Origin of the sequence: Planosporangium thailandense, assembly GCF_011947195.1 — a bacterium.
Classification (GTDB): domain Bacteria; phylum Actinomycetota; class Actinomycetes; order Mycobacteriales; family Micromonosporaceae; genus Planosporangium; species Planosporangium thailandense.
This window is the reverse complement of record NZ_JAATVY010000005.1, coordinates 230,238-246,965: the sequence shown is the minus strand read 5'-3', so window position 1 is coordinate 246,965 and position 16,728 is coordinate 230,238. Positions and strand designations below refer to the sequence as shown.

13 protein-coding genes are annotated in these 16,728 nt (G+C 71.9%); 6 read left to right on the top strand and 7 right to left on the bottom strand.

What is annotated here, in order from left to right:
• Positions 1 to 117 precede the first annotated feature (117 nt).
• The 4 genes from HC031_RS10975 to cysC all read left to right on the top strand — a co-directional run bounded on the left by HC031_RS10975 (position 118) and on the right by cysC (position 7,280).
• On the top strand, positions 118 to 594 hold the full coding sequence (locus HC031_RS10975) for a hypothetical protein (protein WP_167925113.1): 477 nt from the start codon (positions 118 to 120) through the stop codon (positions 592 to 594).
• A gap of 95 nt (positions 595 to 689) precedes the next feature.
• Positions 690 to 2,474: an FG-GAP-like repeat-containing protein gene (locus HC031_RS10970; protein ID WP_167925112.1), complete on the top strand. Its 1,785-nt coding sequence runs from the start codon at positions 690 to 692 to the stop codon at positions 2,472 to 2,474.
• A 291-nt stretch (positions 2,475 to 2,765) separates the two neighbouring features.
• Positions 2,766 to 5,564, top strand: coding sequence for a phosphoenolpyruvate carboxylase (gene ppc / locus HC031_RS10965; protein WP_167925178.1), 2,799 nt, complete (start codon positions 2,766 to 2,768; stop codon positions 5,562 to 5,564).
• Positions 5,565 to 5,756: 192 nt separating this feature from the next.
• Entirely contained in the window at positions 5,757 to 7,280 is a 1,524-nt protein-coding gene (gene cysC / locus HC031_RS10960) for an adenylyl-sulfate kinase (RefSeq protein ID WP_167925111.1), read from the top strand.
• Positions 7,281 to 7,302: 22 nt separating this feature from the next.
• On the opposite strand, the gene HC031_RS10955 is transcribed toward cysC, so the two are convergent.
• The 6 genes from HC031_RS10955 to purN form a co-directional block, all read right to left on the bottom strand.
• Positions 7,303 to 8,007: a DUF4232 domain-containing protein gene (locus tag HC031_RS10955; RefSeq protein WP_167925110.1), complete on the bottom strand. Its 705-nt coding sequence runs from the start codon at positions 8,005 to 8,007 to the stop codon at positions 7,303 to 7,305.
• Positions 8,008 to 8,086: 79 nt separating this feature from the next.
• Positions 8,087 to 8,860: a WecB/TagA/CpsF family glycosyltransferase gene (locus HC031_RS10950; RefSeq protein WP_167925109.1), complete on the bottom strand. Its 774-nt coding sequence runs from the start codon at positions 8,858 to 8,860 to the stop codon at positions 8,087 to 8,089.
• A 401-nt stretch (positions 8,861 to 9,261) separates the two neighbouring features.
• The gene (locus HC031_RS10945) at positions 9,262 to 10,479 is read right to left on the bottom strand and encodes an NADP-dependent isocitrate dehydrogenase (RefSeq protein ID WP_167925108.1); all 1,218 of its coding nucleotides are present in this window, start codon (positions 10,477 to 10,479) and stop codon (positions 9,262 to 9,264) included.
• 140 nt (positions 10,480 to 10,619) lie between these two features.
• Complete coding sequence (gene mdh, locus HC031_RS10940) at positions 10,620 to 11,570, bottom strand: malate dehydrogenase (RefSeq protein ID WP_167925107.1); 951 nt, start codon at positions 11,568 to 11,570, stop codon at positions 10,620 to 10,622.
• A gap of 176 nt (positions 11,571 to 11,746) precedes the next feature.
• Positions 11,747 to 13,303 (bottom strand): bifunctional phosphoribosylaminoimidazolecarboxamide formyltransferase/IMP cyclohydrolase, encoded by a 1,557-nt coding sequence (gene purH, locus HC031_RS10935; RefSeq protein WP_338090587.1) that lies wholly within the window; start codon positions 13,301 to 13,303, stop codon positions 11,747 to 11,749.
• Entirely contained in the window at positions 13,300 to 13,929 is a 630-nt protein-coding gene (gene purN, locus HC031_RS10930) for a phosphoribosylglycinamide formyltransferase (protein ID WP_338090586.1), read from the bottom strand. Before purN ends, purH begins: the two co-directional genes overlap by 4 nt.
• Before the next feature lie 288 nt (positions 13,930 to 14,217).
• Here purN and HC031_RS10925 point away from each other — a divergent pair, with 288 nt between their 5' ends.
• Both HC031_RS10925 and HC031_RS10920 read left to right on the top strand, forming a co-directional pair.
• Positions 14,218 to 14,775, top strand: a complete 558-nt coding sequence (locus HC031_RS10925; RefSeq protein ID WP_167925105.1) for a DUF4190 domain-containing protein — start codon at positions 14,218 to 14,220, stop codon at positions 14,773 to 14,775.
• 135 nt (positions 14,776 to 14,910) lie between these two features.
• Entirely contained in the window at positions 14,911 to 15,192 is a 282-nt protein-coding gene (locus HC031_RS10920) for a DUF4190 domain-containing protein (RefSeq protein ID WP_240942342.1), read from the top strand.
• Positions 15,193 to 15,246: 54 nt separating this feature from the next.
• On the opposite strand, the gene HC031_RS10915 is transcribed toward HC031_RS10920, so the two are convergent.
• Positions 15,247 to 16,653 carry a cell division protein PerM gene (locus HC031_RS10915; protein WP_167925104.1) on the bottom strand — a complete coding sequence of 469 codons (1,407 nt, stop codon included), beginning with the start codon at positions 16,651 to 16,653 and terminating at the stop codon, positions 15,247 to 15,249.
• Positions 16,654 to 16,728: the final 75 nt, after the last annotated feature.

The window sequence follows — 16,728 nt, the reverse complement described above, 5'->3', positions numbered from 1 at the left end:
GGGCAGCACGCGAACCGGATGCAACGTATAGTGGCACATCAATACGATCTCGATGAGCCGATATCCCTACGGCCGACCGCGAGACACGCCTTCCCCCACCCCGAAAGCGACATCACCGTGAGGATCAATCCACGCCTGCTCGCCGTCAGCGTCCTGGGCGTCGCCGCCGCCGTGGTCGGCGTCAGCAGCCTCGGGCACGCCCTGCCGGCCACCGCCGCCGACGGCACACCGTCGCCGGATTCGTTGGTGGAGACCTACGACTATCCGAACGGCGACAAGACGACCGGCATCAAGCTCATCAAGGGGGACGGCCACATCCTGCTCGTCGGGTGCGACGCCGGGAAGACCTCCGCGCTGGTCTGGAGCTACAACTCCGACCAGCCGTACTGCTTCCAGTTCACGGGCAAGACCGGCTACGTGACCCTCGAACTGCACGACGTCTACGGGATCAGGAACTACAACGACTTCGACATCAGTGCCAAGGTCAGCACCGTCAAAGACCCCATCCCGGTGCCCAAAGACAGCTGGAAAGGTGTCGGGGTCGCCGGCGGCACGGGCCCCGCGATCCTGCTGGAGCTTCGCTCGCAGAGTTGACGCCGGGCACCACGTCCATAAGCGACGTCCGGCACGCCCACGATGACAACCTCTGTCCACATCGTCCGAACGGCACACACCACGGGGAGACCGCCGTGCCACGTACCCGTACCCGGGTCGGCTGGGCCGCCGGCCTGCTGACCTCCACCCTCGCGATCGGCCTGACGGCCGCCACGCCGGCCCACGCCGTCGCCGGACCGGCCCCGGCGCCCGCCGACGCCTACGGCTTCGTCGCCAAAATCGACGCGGGCGGCCGAGGCTGCACCGGTGCCCTCATCAACGCCTGGTGGGTCGTCACCGCCGCGAGCTGCTTCACCGAACCCGGCCAGACCCTGCCGGCCGGACCGCCGACCAAGCCCGCCACCGTCACCGTCGGCCGCCCCGACCTGACCACCACCGCCGGGCACGTCCTGGCCGTCACCACCCTGGTGCCGCGCGACGGCCGCAACCTGGTGCTCGCCAAGCTCGCCTCCGCGGTCACCGACGTCGCCCCGGTCGCGCTGGCCACCACCCCGGCCACCACCGGCCAGACGGTGACCGTGGCCGGCTACGGGCGCACCGCCACCGAATGGGTGCCCGACACCCAGCACACCGCCCAGTTCACCGTGCAGGGCTCCACCGCCACCACCTTCGATCTCGTCGGCGCCACCCCGGACGCGGCGATCTGCAAGGGCGACGCCGGCGGACCGGCCCTGCGCGACGCCGGTGGCCGTCCCGAGCTCGTCGGCCTCAACCACACCTCCTGGCAGCACGGCTGCTACGCCGAGACCGAGACCCGACAGGGCGCCACCGAGACCCGCACCGACGACATCACCGCCTGGATCACCCAGAACGCCCGCGTACCCGTCCTCCGTGACTTCGACGGCGACGGCAAGACCGACATCGCCGCCTACTACCGCTACGACAACGGCCTCACCCGACTGTTCCTGTTCCAGGGACTCGACGCCGCCTCCGTCACGCCCAAGATCGCGTGGGACTCCGGCACCGGCAACTGGGAGATGACCCGCACCAAGCCGGTCGCCGGCGACTTCAACGGCGACGGCAAAACCGACATCGCCGCCTACTACGACTACGGCAACGGCCGCACCGCACTCTGGCTCTTCCAGGGAGTCGGCACACCCTCGGTATCGACCAAGATGGTGTGGGACTCCGGCCCCGGCAACTGGTACTGGGACCGCATCACACCCGTGACCGGCGACTTCGACGGCGACGGCAAGACCGACATCGCCGCCTACTACCGCTACGACAACGGCCTCACCCGACTGTTCCTGTTCCAGGGACTCGACGCCCCCTCCGTCACACCCAAGATCGCGTGGGACTCCGGAACCGGCAACTGGGAGATGACCCGCACCAAGCCGGTCGCCGGCGACTTCAACGGCGACGGCAAAACCGACATCGCCGCCTACTACGACTACGGCAACGGCCGCACCGCACTCTGGCTCTTCCAGGGAGTCGGCACACCGTCGGTAACGACCAAGATGGTGTGGGACTCCGGCCCCGGCAACTGGTACTGGGACCGCATCACACCCGTGACCGGCGACTTCGACGGCGACGGCAAGACCGACATCGCCGCCTACTACCGCTACGACAACGGCCTCACCCGACTGTTCCTGTTCCAGGGACTCGACGCCCCCTCCGTCACACCCAAGATCGCGTGGGACTCCGGAACCGGCAACTGGGAGATGACCCGCACCAAGCCGGTCGCCGGCGACTTCAACGGCGACGGCAAAACCGACATCGCCGCCTACTACGACTACGGCAACGGCCGCACCGCACTCTGGCTCTTCCAGGGAGTCGGCACACCGTCGGTAACGACCAAGATGGTGTGGGACTCCGGCCCCGGCAACTGGTACTGGGACCGCATCACACCGGTCTCCTGACCAACGATCCCGCCGGACACCGGCCGAGCGCCGCCGGGCGGAAACGACTGCGCCCCGGATCCCGCGCGGGATCCGGGGCGCAGCGACGTCAATGGCGGTCAGCCGAGCCGCGGCCCGGCGGCGCGCGCTCATGGCCCAGACGTGCTCGATCAGCTACGTACGGTTACTTTCGGGTGCCGACCGCACGCCGGCCTACCGAGCGGACGCCACTACCCGGCCACCCGATAGCATTGCGTTAACCCTGGACAGCGCTGTCCCCCGGTACCCCGAGACGAAGGACCCAGCGTGAGCATCGAGCTCGACCAGGACCAGACGACACCCCCGGCCGGTGGCGAAGCCCCCCACACCGACGAAGCCGACGCGGCGCTACGCGCCGACATCCGGCGGCTGGGCACCCTGCTCGGCCAGAGCCTCGTCCGCCAGGACGGCCAGGACCTGCTCGACCTGGTGGAAGAGGTACGGGCGCTGGTGCGCTCCGACCCCGAGGCCGCCGCCGAGCGGCTGGCCGGCTTGGACCTGACCACCGGCACCCAACTGGCCCGCGCCTTCTCCACGTACTTCCACCTCGCCAACGTCACCGAGCAGGTGCACCGGGCGCGCGAACTGCGCCGGATCCGGGTACGCGAGGGCGGCTGGCTGGACCGGGCCGCCAAGCTGATCGCCGACCGCGGGGTCGACACCCGCGAGATCGGGATCATTGCCGGGCGGCTGGCGGTCCGTCCCGTGTTCACCGCGCACCCGACCGAAGCGGCCCGGCGGTCGATCCTGACCAAGCTGCGCGGGGTCGCCGACGCGCTGGACGCCGAGGCCACGGCGACCGCGATCGACGGGTGGCGGGACCCGAACCTCGTCCACCGGACCGACCAGCGGCTGGCCGAACTGCTCGACATGCTGTGGCAGACCGACGAGCTGCGGCTGGAGCGGCCGGAGCCGGCCGACGAGGCCCGCAACGCGGTCTACTACCTGGCCGACCTCGCCCGCGACGCCGCTCCGCACGTACTGGACGAGCTGACCGAGATCCTGCGTGACCTCGGAGTGAAGCTCCCCCCGGCGGCCCGGCCGCTGACGTTCGGGTCGTGGATCGGCGGCGACCGCGACGGCAACCCTTACGTCACGCCCGCCGTCACCCGCGAGGTGCTGCTGATCCAGCACGAGTACGGCATTCGCGCCGCCGAACGCGTCATCGACAACCTGATCGACACGCTGTCGGTCTCCAAGCGCCTGCGCGGCACCTCGCTCGACCTCGCGGCCAGCCTGGCGGCCGACCTCGACGCGCTGCCCGAGCTGCCGGCCCGGTTCCGGCGGGTCAACGCCGAGGAGCCCTACCGGCTCAAGCTGCGCTGCATCCGGCTCAAGCTGGCAAACACGCGCGCCCGGCTCACTGCCGGGACATCACACGTGCCCGGCCGGGACTACCTCGGCACCGATGAGCTGATCACCGACCTGGAGCTGATGCGGGCGTCGCTGGCCCGCAACGGCGGCCAGCTCGCGGCGGCGGGCCACCTCGCCTCGGCGATCCGGGCGATCTCGGCGTTCGGGCTGCAGCTCGCGACGCTCGACGTACGCGAGCACGCCGACGCCCACCACGCGGTGCTCGCCGAACTGTACGCGCGGGTCGGTGAGGTCGAGTACGGCTCACTGGACCGCGGTGAGCGGACCGCGCTGCTGGTCAGCGAGCTGGCCTCGCGGCGGCCGCTGTCGCTGCCCGACACGCCGCTGTCCGACGCCGCCCGCAAGACGTACGACGTGTTCACCACGATCCGGGAGGCTCAGGACCGGTTCGGGCCGGGCGTCATCGAGTCGTACATCGTCTCCATGACCCGCGGCATCGACGACCTGCTCGCCCCGGTCGTGCTCGCCCGTGAGGTCGGGCTGGTCGACCTGAGCGCGGACCCGGTGCGGGCGCGGCTGGGGTTCGTGCCGCTGCTGGAGACCACCGAGGAGCTGGACGCCGCCGGTCCGCTGCTGGACGCGCTGCTGTCGCTGCCCACGTACCGTTCGGTGGTCCGCGCCCGGGGCGACGTGCAGGAGGTCATGCTCGGCTACTCGGACTCCAACAAGGAGGCCGGGATCACCACCTCGCAGTGGTCGATCCACCGCGCCCAGCGCGCGCTGCGCGACGTCGCGGCCAAGCACGGGGTACGCCTGCGGCTGTTCCACGGCCGGGGCGGCACGGTCGGGCGCGGCGGCGGCCCCACCCACGAGGCGATCCTGGCCCAGCCGTACGGCACCCTCGACGGCGCGATCAAGGTCACCGAGCAGGGTGAGGTCATCTCCGACAAGTACACGCTGCCGGCGCTGGCCCGCGAAAACCTCGAGCTGACGCTCGCGGCGGTGCTCCAGAGCGCCCTGCTGCACACCGCGCCCCGTCAGCCCGCCGAGGAGCTCGCCCGCTGGGACTCGACGATGACCCTGGTGTCGGACGCCGCCTTCCAGGCCTACCGGGGCCTGGTGGAGCAGCCCGACCTGCCGGCGTACTTCTGGGCGTCCACGCCGACCGAACTGCTGGGCGCGCTCAACATCGGCTCCCGGCCGTCGAAGCGCCCGAACACCGGTGCCGGCCTGGAAGGTCTGCGGGCGATCCCGTGGGTCTTCGGCTGGACCCAGTCGCGCCAGATCGTGCCCGGCTGGTTCGGCGTCGGGTCGGGCCTCGCCGCCGCCCGGGCCGCGGGGCTGTCCGATGTGCTGAGCGAGATGCACGAGCGGTGGCACTTCTTCCGGACGTTCCTGTCCAACGTCGAGATGACGCTCGCCAAGACCGATCTGGACATCGCGTCCCGGTACGTCGACTCGCTGGTCCCGGAGCAACTGCGGCCGATCTTCGAGCAGATCCGGGAGGAGTACGACCGGACCGTCGCCGAGGTGCTCGCGGTCACCGGCGAGTCGGAACTGCTGGAGAAGCAGCCGGTGCTGGCCCGTACGCTCGGCGTCCGCGACACGTACCTGCAGCCGCTGCACCACCTGCAGGTGTCGCTGCTGGCCCGGCACCGGGCCGCCACCGCGCAGCGGGAGCCGGCCGACCCGGCGCTGCAGCGGGCGCTGCTGACCACGATCAACGGCATCGCGGCCGGCATGCGTAACACGGGGTGAGGCCGGCCCCGCTGGTCTGACCCGGAGCGCCCGGCCCGCTGCCGGAGACACGAATCGGCAGCGACAAAACCGGGCACAGCCGGCGCGTGGTGTACTGGACGCCTCCGTCCCTGGCCGATTCCCTCGACCAGGGACGCCAGGTGCTGACAGACTGTGGCGAGGCCAGCGGGGGCGTACGGCGTGAGAGGTGACATGAACAACGGGTGGGTGCTGCCCGACGGAGTGCTGCGTGACGCTCCGGCGTACACGCCGCGCATGCACGAGCTAGCCGACCTGGAGCTGCTGCTCACCGAGGTGTACGCGCCGCTGACCGGCTTCCTGAGCCGGGCCGACCTGATCAGCGTCGCCCGCACCGGCCGGCTCGTCGACGGCACCGCGTGGCCGGTGCCGGTCACCCTGGAGGTCCCGACCGACCTCCTGAGCCGCATCGACGTGGCGAACCCGCTGGAGCGCGTGCTGGTGCTCACCGACACCGAAGGCGCTCCGGTCGCCGCCGTCGACGTGACCGAGGTGTGGCCCACCCGGGACGGCATGGGCGGCGTCGCCGGCGTGGTGCGCCGGATCGGCGACACCGGGCAGGGCCCCTTCCGCCGGCTGCGCCGCACCCCGGCCGAGGTCCGCGAGCTGGTCCCGTCCGGCCGGGTGCTCGGGGTCATCGTCGACCGGCCCCTGCACCGCCCCCAGCTCGCCCAGATCGCGCACGCCGCCCGTACCCTGGCCGGCCACCTGCTGGTCCTGATCCCGGTCGCGGCGCCCGGACCGGACGGGCTCGCGCCCGAGGCGCTGGTGCGCTGTGTCCTGGCCGCGCGGGACCGGATGCCGCCGGTCACGTTCGTCACCGTTCCGCTGGTCCCGCACGGCGACGAGGTCCGCGACGCGCTGCTGCGCGCGCGGGTGGCAGCCGCGTACGGGGTCACCCACCTGCTCGCCACCGGCACGTCGATGATTTCGGGCGGCCTGCGCGTCCTGGTGCCGCGCGAGCTGGCCTACGACACCCGCGACGGGCAGTGGCGCACCCGCGACGACATCCCGCCGCGTCACCGGCGGCTGGCGCTGACCAAGACCGAGATCGACGATCTGCTCGACCGGGGCGCGGCGCTGCCGGAGTGGCACACCCCGCCGGCCGTCGCCAAGGAGCTCGCCCGGGCCCGGCCGTCGCGCCGCCACCGCGGCCTGGTCGTGTTCTTCACGGGCCTGTCCGGCTCGGGGAAGTCGACGATCGCCCGCGGGGTGGCCGACGCTCTCAAGGAGACCGGCGAGCGTACGGTCACGCTGCTCGACGGCGACGTCGTACGCCGGCACCTGTCCAAGGGCCTGGGCTTCTCCGCCGCCGACCGCGACACCAACGTCCGGCGCATCGGCTGGGTCGCCGCCGAGGTCGGCCGGCACGGCGGGGTCGCCCTGTGCTGCCCGATCGCCCCGTACGCGGTGTCCCGCACGGCGGCGCGGCGGTTCGCCACCGAGGCGGGGGCCGACTTCGTGCTGGTTCACGTCGCGACCCCGCTCGAGGAGTGCGAGCGGCGCGACCGCAAGGGCCTGTACGCGAAGGCGCGGGCCGGTGAGATCACCGGGATGACCGGCATCGACGACCCGTACGAGCCGCCGACCGACGCCGACCTCGTCATCGACACCACGGGCGTGAAGATCGGCGAGGCGGTCGCCATGGTGCTGCGGCACCTGGGCGCCCACGGCTGGATCGATCCGCGGCTGGCCTGATCCTCCCCTTCCGGGAGGGTGGTCAGTGCGTGCCGCGGGTGGCCGTCAGTGGGCTGGTCGACATCTGGCCGTGCTGGCAGACGTCGTCGAGCTTGCTGTCGACCGTGAGCTGGGTCGTCTCGTCCGGTGGGGTCACGGCGAGGCCGGCCGCCGCCGGCGCGCAGGGAGAACCCTCGTCGTCTGCCGGGATGTGGGTGTAGTGCACCACCGCCCAGGCGGTCTGCCCCGGTTGGAGCGTCACCCGCGTGGGCTCGCCCGGGTCGCGGCGCAGCGTGGTGGGAAGCCACTTGTGGGCCGAATCCACCAGCGTCATGCCGGGGTACCCGTAGACCGCGCAGGGGTGTGCCGCGTGGTTGGTCAGGCCGAGATCGACGTAGATCGAGCCGGCGGCGCCACCACCGGCCGACGGCTCGAGGTGCGCGTCGAGGTCGGCGGTGTGGCAGCGGGGCAGCGCGGCGGTCGAGCCGCCGTCGGCGGCTGTTGACGTGCCCGCCCCCGGCTCGGTGGTGCCACCCGGCGCGCCTGCGCCGGACGCCGATGCGACCGGCGCGGCGTTGGCCTGGCCGGTGCCGCCGTCGGCCGGCGAACCGGGCCGCCCGCCGCCACGCAGCGCGAGCCAGATCCCGGCCGCGACGAGCACCACGACCACTACGGCGGTGACGGCGAGGACGCCGGTCCGTCGCCCGCGGGGCGCCGCGACTTCCGCCATCTCATCGTCCTGGTACATCGCACCGCCTCCTCGAGCCAATACTGGACGCTGATGCCGGTTATAGGCGGCACAACTGTCCAAGATTGCGCACAACTCGTTATCTGCGGCGAACCGCTGCACGAAGGAGCAATCCGAGGGCGTACGGGCCGTCGTGGCACAGGTACCGGTCCGCCAGCTGGCTGGGCTCGCGCACCAGCCGGTGCGCCCACTCCCGGCCCCGTCGCCGTACCCGCTCCCGGACCCGCACGTGGTCGCCGGCGAGCGCGTCGATCGCCGCGCCGCAGCCGAGCAGCCAGGCGCCGGGCAGGTCGTGGCGTAGCCGCTCGGCCAGCCACGCGTACGTGGACGCGCCGAGCCCGACGTACACCACGTCGGGGCGGGCCTCGACGATCTCGCGGTGGAACGCGTCGCGGGTGGCCGGGTCGCGGTCGAAGCCCTCCCGGGGGCTCGCGTGGCCGGCGATGCGCAGCCCCGGGTACGCGTGGACGAGCGCCCGGGCGGCCCGGTGCGAGCCCTCGATGCGGCCGAAGAAGGCCGGCGCGCCGCCGAAGAGGTACAGCGACCGCCCGTCGGCGGCCAGGGCGGCGGCGAGCGACCTGGCCAGGCTCAGCCCGGCCACCCGCTCCGGCAGCGGCGCGCGCGCCAGCCGGGAGGCCCACAGCAGCGGCGTGCTGTCGGCGACCACCAGGTCGGCGTCGGCGAGCTGGGCGCGCAGGTCCGGATCTCGACGGGCGAGGCGCAGGAGGTCGACGGTCGGAGCGACGATCCGCCCGCCGCGGCACCGGGAGAGGCTTTCGCGTACGTGGGCGACGATCTCGGCCTCGGTACGGCGGTCGATGCCGACGCCATCGAGTACGACTCGTTGTTCCATCCCGCCCCCAGCCCGTGTATCGAACGCCACGACTACGCAAACGAGGGACCGGGGGCAACTGGTACGCGGACATTTTGTACGGCCGCCGCGCTGCCGACGCGCGGTCGCCGCCCCGCGGATTCCTGCCGGACATGGGACGGGGCCCGGTTGGACCGGGCCCCGACTGGGAAGGGACGGCAGGCAATCACCAGTACGGACGAAAACCCGGACACACCGTTGCTCGCGCTGCGGTGGGGACCTGCCCGAGTTGCCCGCTGGGCCGCGATTCACATCGCGTCCACGTTGGTTTCAACGATCCGGCTCGGCGCCGGGTGACGCGCCTTTCCCCCGAACGGGGTCGGCCGATCCGCCGGGACCCGGATCGTCCGAGTCTCCAGCGGACCGGCCGGCCGCCGCGCGGTTCAGGCGTTGAGCTTGCGCGCCAGGTTCTCGTCGAGCGCGTTCATGAACTCGTCGGTGGTCAGCCACGGCGAGTCCTTCGAGATCAGCAGCGCCAGGTCCTTGGTCATCTGGCCGCCCTCGACGGTCTCGACGCAGACCTGCTCGAGCTTCTCGGCGAACTCGGTGACCGCCGGCGTGCCGTCGAGCTTGCCCCGGTGCGCGAGGCCCCGGGTCCAGGCGAAGATCGACGCGATCGGGTTGGTCGAGGTCTTCTCGCCCTTCTGCCACTGCCGGTAGTGCCGGGTGACCGTGCCGTGCGCCGCCTCGGCCTCGACGGTGCGGCCGTCGGGGGTCATGAGGACCGAGGTCATCAGGCCCAGCGAGCCGAAGCCCTGGGCGACCGTGTCGGACTGCACGTCACCGTCGTAGTTCTTGGCGGCCCAGACGAAGCCGCCCTCCCACTTCAGGGCGGCGGCGACCATGTCGTCGATCAGCCGGTGCTCGTACGTGATGCCGGCCGCCTTGAACTCGTCGGCGAACTCGGTCTCGAACACCTCAGCGAACAGGTCCTTGAAGCGGCCGTCGTACGCCTTGAGGATGGTGTTCTTCGTCGACAGGTAGACCGGGTACTTGCGGGCCAGGCCGTACCGGAACGACGCCCGCGCGAAGTCGCGGATCGAGTCGTCGAAGTTGTACATCGCCAGGCCGACGCCGCCGCCGGGGAACTTGGCGACCTCGAACTCCATCGGGGCGCTGCCGTCGTCCGGGGTGAAGGTGACGGTCATTGTCCCGGGGCCGGGCGCCACGAAGTCGGTCGCCTTGTACTGGTCGCCGTGGGCGTGCCGGCCGATGACGATCGGCTTGGTCCAGCCGGGCACGAGCCGCGGCACGTTGGACATGATGATCGGCTCGCGGAACACCACGCCGCCGAGGATGTTGCGGATCGTGCCGTTCGGCGACTTCCACATCTTCTTGAGGCCGAACTCCTCCACGCGCGCCTCGTCCGGCGTGATGGTGGCGCACTTGACGCCGACGCCGTGCCGCTTGATCGCGTTGGCGGCGTCCACCGTGACCTGGTCGTCGGTCTGGTCGCGGTACTGGATCGACAGGTCGTAGTACTCAAGGTTGACGTCGAGGTAGGGCAGGATCAGCTGGTCGCGGATCTGCTTCCAGATGATCCGGGTCATCTCGTCGCCGTCGAGCTCGACAACCGGGTTCTCAACCTTGATCTTCGCCATCGGCAGGGCGCTCCTCTCCGGAAGTTAACAGTACGAGCGTACTGGATGCCGGGGACGTCGGCGCCCCGACGGGTTCCATCTCACAAAGGCAGGTGGCCCCGAGCGTCACCAGACACCCGGGGCCACCGTGACGATCTCGCTTACAGGTTGGCGACGTCCGCCTGCTTCGCGCGCACGGCCTCGGCGGCCTCCTTCAGCGCGGCCAGTTCGCCGTCGGTGAGCGGCGTCTCGACGACCCGCTTGATGCCGCCGGCGCCGATCTCGGCCTGGACGCCCAGGTACACGCCCGAGATGCCGTACTCGCCGTCGACCCACGCGCAGACCGGCATGACCGCGCCGGTGTCCTCCGCCACGGCCTTCGCCATGCGGGCGGCGGCGGCCGACGGGGCGTAGTAGGCCGAGCCGGTCTTCAGGAGGTTGACGACCTCGGCGCCGCCGTTACGCGTACGCGTCACCAGCTCGTCGATCTTGTCAGCCGGCAGCACCTCGGACAGCGGCTTGCCGTCGACCGTCGACTGCGACGGCACCGGCACCATCGTGTCGCCGTGCGAGCCGAGGGTGAGCGTCTTGACGCTGCGCACCGGCACGTTGAGGGTGTCGGCGACGAACGTCGTGAAGCGGGCGCTGTCGAGGATGCCGGCCTGGCCGATCACCCGCTCCTTCGGGAATCCGGTCGCGAGCTGCGCGAGCGCGGTCATCTCGTCGAGCGGGTTGCTCACGACGATGACCACAGCGTTCGGCGCGTGCTTGGCGACGTTCTCCGCGACCTGGCGGACGATCTTCCCGTTGACCTCGAGCAGGTCCATCCGGCTCATGCCGGGCTTGCGGGGCAGACCCGCCGTGATGACGACGACGTCCGAGCCCGCGATGGCCTCGTAGCCCTCGCCGTTCGGCCCGGTGGTCTGGCCCACGATCTTGGTTTCGAAGCCCTCGATCGGTCGGGACTGGCCCATGTCCAGCGCCAGGCCCTCGGGCTTGCCTTCAACGATGTCGGTGAGCACGACCGTCTCGAAGATGTCGTACTCAGCCAGGCGCAGTGCGGTCGTCGAGCCGTAGAAGCCGGCTCCGACGACGGTGACCTTCTTGCCCATGAATCCTCAGCTCTCCCCGGTGAGAACGGGTTATCCCGACGCGTCCAGCACCATAACTCGGGCCCCGATCGACGGCCGCCCCGGGTCGTCGGGTGGTGCCGACCGACACTCTTCGGCGATCTTGGACACCTGGCGGGGTTATAGGCCCGCCAGGTGTCCAAGATCGCGCGGAAGCGCTAGTGGTAGAAGTGGCGGGTGCCGGTCAGGTACATCGTCACGCCGGCCGCCTTGGCCGCCGCGACGGTCTCCTCGTCCCGGACCGACCCGCCCGGCTGCACGATCGCCCGGACGCCGGCGTCGATGAGGATCTGCGGTCCATCGGCGAACGGGAAGAACGCGTCGCTCGCCGCCACCGAACCAGCCGCCCGCTCCCCCGCCCGCGACACCGCCAGACGGCACGAGTCGACCCGGTTGACCTGGCCCATGCCGACCCCGACCGACGCCCGGTCGGCGGCGAGCAGGATCGCGTTCGACTTCACCGACCGCACCGCCCGCCAGGCGAACACGAGATCGGCCATGGTCGCGGAGTCGGCCGCCTCGCCGGAGACCAGGCGCCAGGTCGACGGGTCGTCGCCGGCCGCGTCGATGCGGTCCGGGGCCTGGACCAGGACGCCACCGGAGACCTGCCGGAACTCGACCGGCGCCGGGCTCCACTCGGGCGCGCGCAGGATCCGCAGGTTCTTCTTGCGGGTGAGCACCTCCAGCGCCTCGGCCTCGTACGCCGGCGCGACGATCACCTCGGTGAAAATGTCGGCGAGCTGCTCGGCCATGGCCACGCTGACCGGGACGTTGGTGGCTATCACGCCGCCGAACGCCGAGACCGGGTCGCAGGCGTGCGCCTTGCGGTGGGCCTCCGCGACGTCGGCGCCGACCGCGATCCCGCAGGGGTTGGCGTGCTTGATGATGGCCACGCAGGGCTCGGTGAAGTCGTGCGCGGAGCGCCAGGCGGCGTCGGCGTCCACGTAGTTGTTGTACGACATCTCCTTGCCGTGCAGCTGCTCGGCCTGGGCCAGCCCGGCCGGCGCGTCCGGGTCGCCGTAGAGGGCCGCCGGCTGGTGCGGGTTCTCGCCGTACCGCAGCACCGTCGAACGGCGCAGCGCGTGCCCGGCGAACTCCGGCCAGCCACCCTCGGCCGGAGCGAGGGTCGCCGCCGTCCACTCCGCCACCGCCACGTCGTACTCGGCGATGTCGGCGAACGCCCGGGCCGCCAGCCGCTGCCGCTGTTCGAGCGTGAAGCCGCCGGCTCCGAGCGCCTCGAGGATCGCCGGGTACGCCAGCGGCGTGGTCACCACCGCGACGCTCGCGTAGTTCTTCGCGGCCGCCCGCACCATCGCCGGGCCGCCGATGTCGATCTGCTCGACGCACTCGTCGACGGACGCCCCCGAGGCCACCGTCTCGCGGAACGGGTACAGGTTGCTGACCAACAGGTCGAACGGCTCGATCCCCAGCTCGGCGAGCTGCGCGACGTGCGCGGGCAGCCGCAGGTCGGCCAGCAGGCCGGCGTGCACGCGCGGGTGCAGCGTCTTCACCCGCCCGTCGAGGCACTCCGGGAAGCCGGTCAGCTCCTCGACCCGGGTCACCGGCGCCCCGGCGGCCTCGATCCGGGCGGCCGTCGACCCGGTCGAGACGATCTCGACGCCCGCGCCGGCGAGCGCTCGGGCCAGCTCCTCGAGGCCGGCCTTGTCGTACACGCTGACCAGGGCCCGGCGGATCGGGCGGCGTTGCTCGCTCACGGGATCGTGACCTTTCTTCCGTTGACGGTCCAGCCCTCACGGACCATGCGACCCACGTACGACACCAACTGCCGCCGCTCGGCCTCTTTAATCCGCTCGGTGAGAGAGTCCTCGCTGTCGTCGTCGAGAACGGGCACGGCCACCTGGGCGATGATGGGCCCGGTGTCGACGCCGCCGTCGACGAAGTGGAGCGTGGCACCCGCGACCTTCACGCCGTACGCGAGCGCGTCACGCGGCCCGTGGATGCCGGGAAACGCCGGGAGCAGGGCGTTGTGGGTGTTGATGTACCGGCCGCCGAACGCGGCCAGGAACTGCGGCCCGACCAGCTTCAGGAAACCGGCGGAGACGACGAGATCCGGGCTGTGCCGGACGCAGGCCTCGGTGAGGGCGGCGTCCCACTCCTCGCGGGTGGCGAAGTCGCCCACCCGGCAGACGAAGGTCGGGATGCCGCGATCCGCGGCGCGGCGCAGGCCGGTGGCGTCGGGCCGGTCCGCGCCGACCGCCACCACCTCCGCGCCGTAACCGGGGTCGGCGCAGGCGTCCAGGAGGGCCTGCAGGTTGGTACCCGAGCCGGAGATGAGGACGAGCAGGCGAGCCACCCGGCGCGGGGCGGGCTGTCCGGTCACAACTGCTCCCATTTCTTCGCGGAATCGTTCTCCCGGCGGGCCTACCCTAACGGGCGCCGCATCGACTCCGGCCAGCGGCCCGCGGCCGGACGATCCGCCACCGCCCGCCCTCGGGTACTGCGCGAGCGCACCCTCTGCCAGTACGCTGCCGATCGTTCCTGCCCATCGGCGCCAGCCGGGAGTGGCGGGCCACCGCTGGAAAACTGACGGGCCCGTGGGCATGCCCTTAGTACCCTCAGGGCACGTCCTCAGACGGGACACCGACGTCAACACTAGGAGCCGACCACCATGCAGCCTGGCTACCCCGGATCCGGCCAGGACCCGTACGGACAGCAACCGCCGTACACGGACCCGTACGCCCAACCGCAATATCAACCACAGCAGCCACAGCAACCGCCCGCCGACCCGACCGCGGCGCCGACGGGGCAGCAGCCCGAACAGCCGCCGCAGTACCAGGCCCCGTACCCGCCACCGGCCTCGGGCGAGCCGTACCCGACCTCCGGCCCCGGCTACCCGAGCGCGACGCCGTACCCGATCGCCGGCTACGGAGCGCCGACGGGGACGCCGCAGCAGAACAACACGCAGGGCCTGCTCGCCATGATCTTCGGCATCGTGGCGCTACCGGGCGCCCTCTGCTGCTCGATCGTCGGGCTCGGCCTGGGCATCGCCGCGGTCGTGCTCGGCAGGCTCGGCATGAAGAAGGCGGAGGCGGGACAGGCGAGTAACCGAGGGCAGGCCCTCGCCGGCGTCATCTGCGGCGCGATCGGCGCGGTCCTCGCGATCGTTTCGATCATCCTCGTCTTCGTGCTTCGCCTCAACAACTTCAGTTTCCCGACCGCGCCCTGACCGAGGCGTCCACAAACCGAGGCGTCCACAAGAGGCTCCGGTCAGGCGTGTGTGCTTGACCGGAGCCCGGCCACCGGCGACGATCATGCGGTTCACGCCGCGCCCGGAGCCGCGTGATTGATCCTGGAGGACACCTTGAGCGACATTCCCCCGATGCCCCCGATGGCGCCCATGCCGCCCACGCCGCAGCCTGCCGGCAACGACAAGACCACTCTGTGGGGTGTTCTCGGCATCATCTTCTCCATCTGCTGTCTGCCACTGGGCGTCGTCTTCGCCGTCCTGTCCCTGCTGGAGGCCAAGAAGGCGGGCAAGCAGCCGACCCTCGCCTACGTAGGGTTCGCCCTGGCCGCGGTGTTCCTGGTCTTGAACGTCATCGGTGTCGTCTCGGGTGCCCTGTCGGGATTGAGCAACAAGTAGACACACCACGACAACCTGGATGGGACGCCTGTTCGCAGGCGTCCCATCGGCGTATCAGGCGTCCTTGCGGCGCGTCCCGATGAGAGCCTTCGTCGCCGCTGCCGCGACCACCGCGCCGAACGCCACGAGCCCGGCCGCGATGCCGGCCATCGGCCACACGCCGGGGCCGATGTGCGCCAGGTGGCCACCGCCCAGCGACCCGGCCGACGCCCACGCGGCGAACGCCAGCGCGAGCCCGGCGACCGGCCCGGCGAGCACCGCCGCGACGAGCAGTTGCCCCCACCCGACCGGCGAGCCCGTGGCCCCGTCGGCGGCGAGCGGAGCCTCGCCCGTCCCCGCCGCCGCCCCGCGTAGCCGCCGGCGGGTCAGCAGCCAGCCCGCCGCCATACCGGCGGCCAGCGGCACGGCGAGCAGCAGCCCCGCCCAACCGGACTGCGGCCTGGTCGGCACCGCGGCGAGCACCGGCAATGCGGGCACGGTACCCAGCGACACCCGGCCCGCGCTCACCACGGTGCCGGTCCCCAGGGCGAATCCGGGCCCGATCAGGTAACTGGCGGCCCAGACGGCCAGGTTGGGCGCGTACGCGACGCAGAGCAGGGTCAGCCCGATCTGCCCCGCCACACCGGTGTCGTACGCCGAAAGGACCTTGCTGGCGGCGCCGCCGGACAGCGCCAGCGACGTGCCGACCGCCGCCGCGCCCGCACCGAGCACCAGCAGGGCGGCGATGACGCCGGTACGGGTCGCGTCGCGTACCGCCGCCGGGCACCGGCGCAAGAGCCGCGCGTACGCGCCGCTCTCGGCTGCGGCGCCGACCAGCGCGGTGACGAACCCGAAGACGGCCAGCGTCAACCCGGCCGACGACGCCGGCACGGTCAGCCCCGGCATCGTCACGAGTGCGGCCAGCCCGGCGCCGAGGAGCCCGTACACGACCCCCACCGCCGCCGCGACGGTCAGCGCCACCGAGGGTGACCCGCGACGGCGGCCGCCGATGGCCCGGGTGGTGTGCACCCCCGCCCGCGCGACCCGCCAGCCGGCCAGCACCGTCAACGCGAGCGGCGCGAGGCCGAGCGGCCCGATGGCGGTGTGCAGTTCGACGCCGTGGGCGAACAGCCAGCCGGCCAGCCCGATCCGGAGCACGCGACCGAACGGGGCGTGCGCGCCGGACGCGAGCTGGGCCAGGAAGACGACCACGAGTACGGGGCCGAGGGACACGATCGCCGCCCACCCGGTCGTGACCGTGGCGGCCAGCGCCAGCGGGGCGCGGCGGACCGGACGGGGACGTGTGGCCGCGGCCCGTGGCGCGGAGCCGGCGGGGGCCTCGCGCGGGGCGGGACCGTCCGTGGTCGCGTCGCGCGACACGACCGGATCCGCGGCGTGCTCCGGCGACGGGGCAGGGGCTGGCGTGGCGGCCGGGGGGTCGGTGGGCGCGGTGGGCACTTCGTCGGGGGTTGTGGCAGACATCGAGGTCCACTCTTCCAAAAATGTGAGCGGCCGGTCATCCGACCGGCCGCTCGACACTTGTTGGGTTTACGAGAA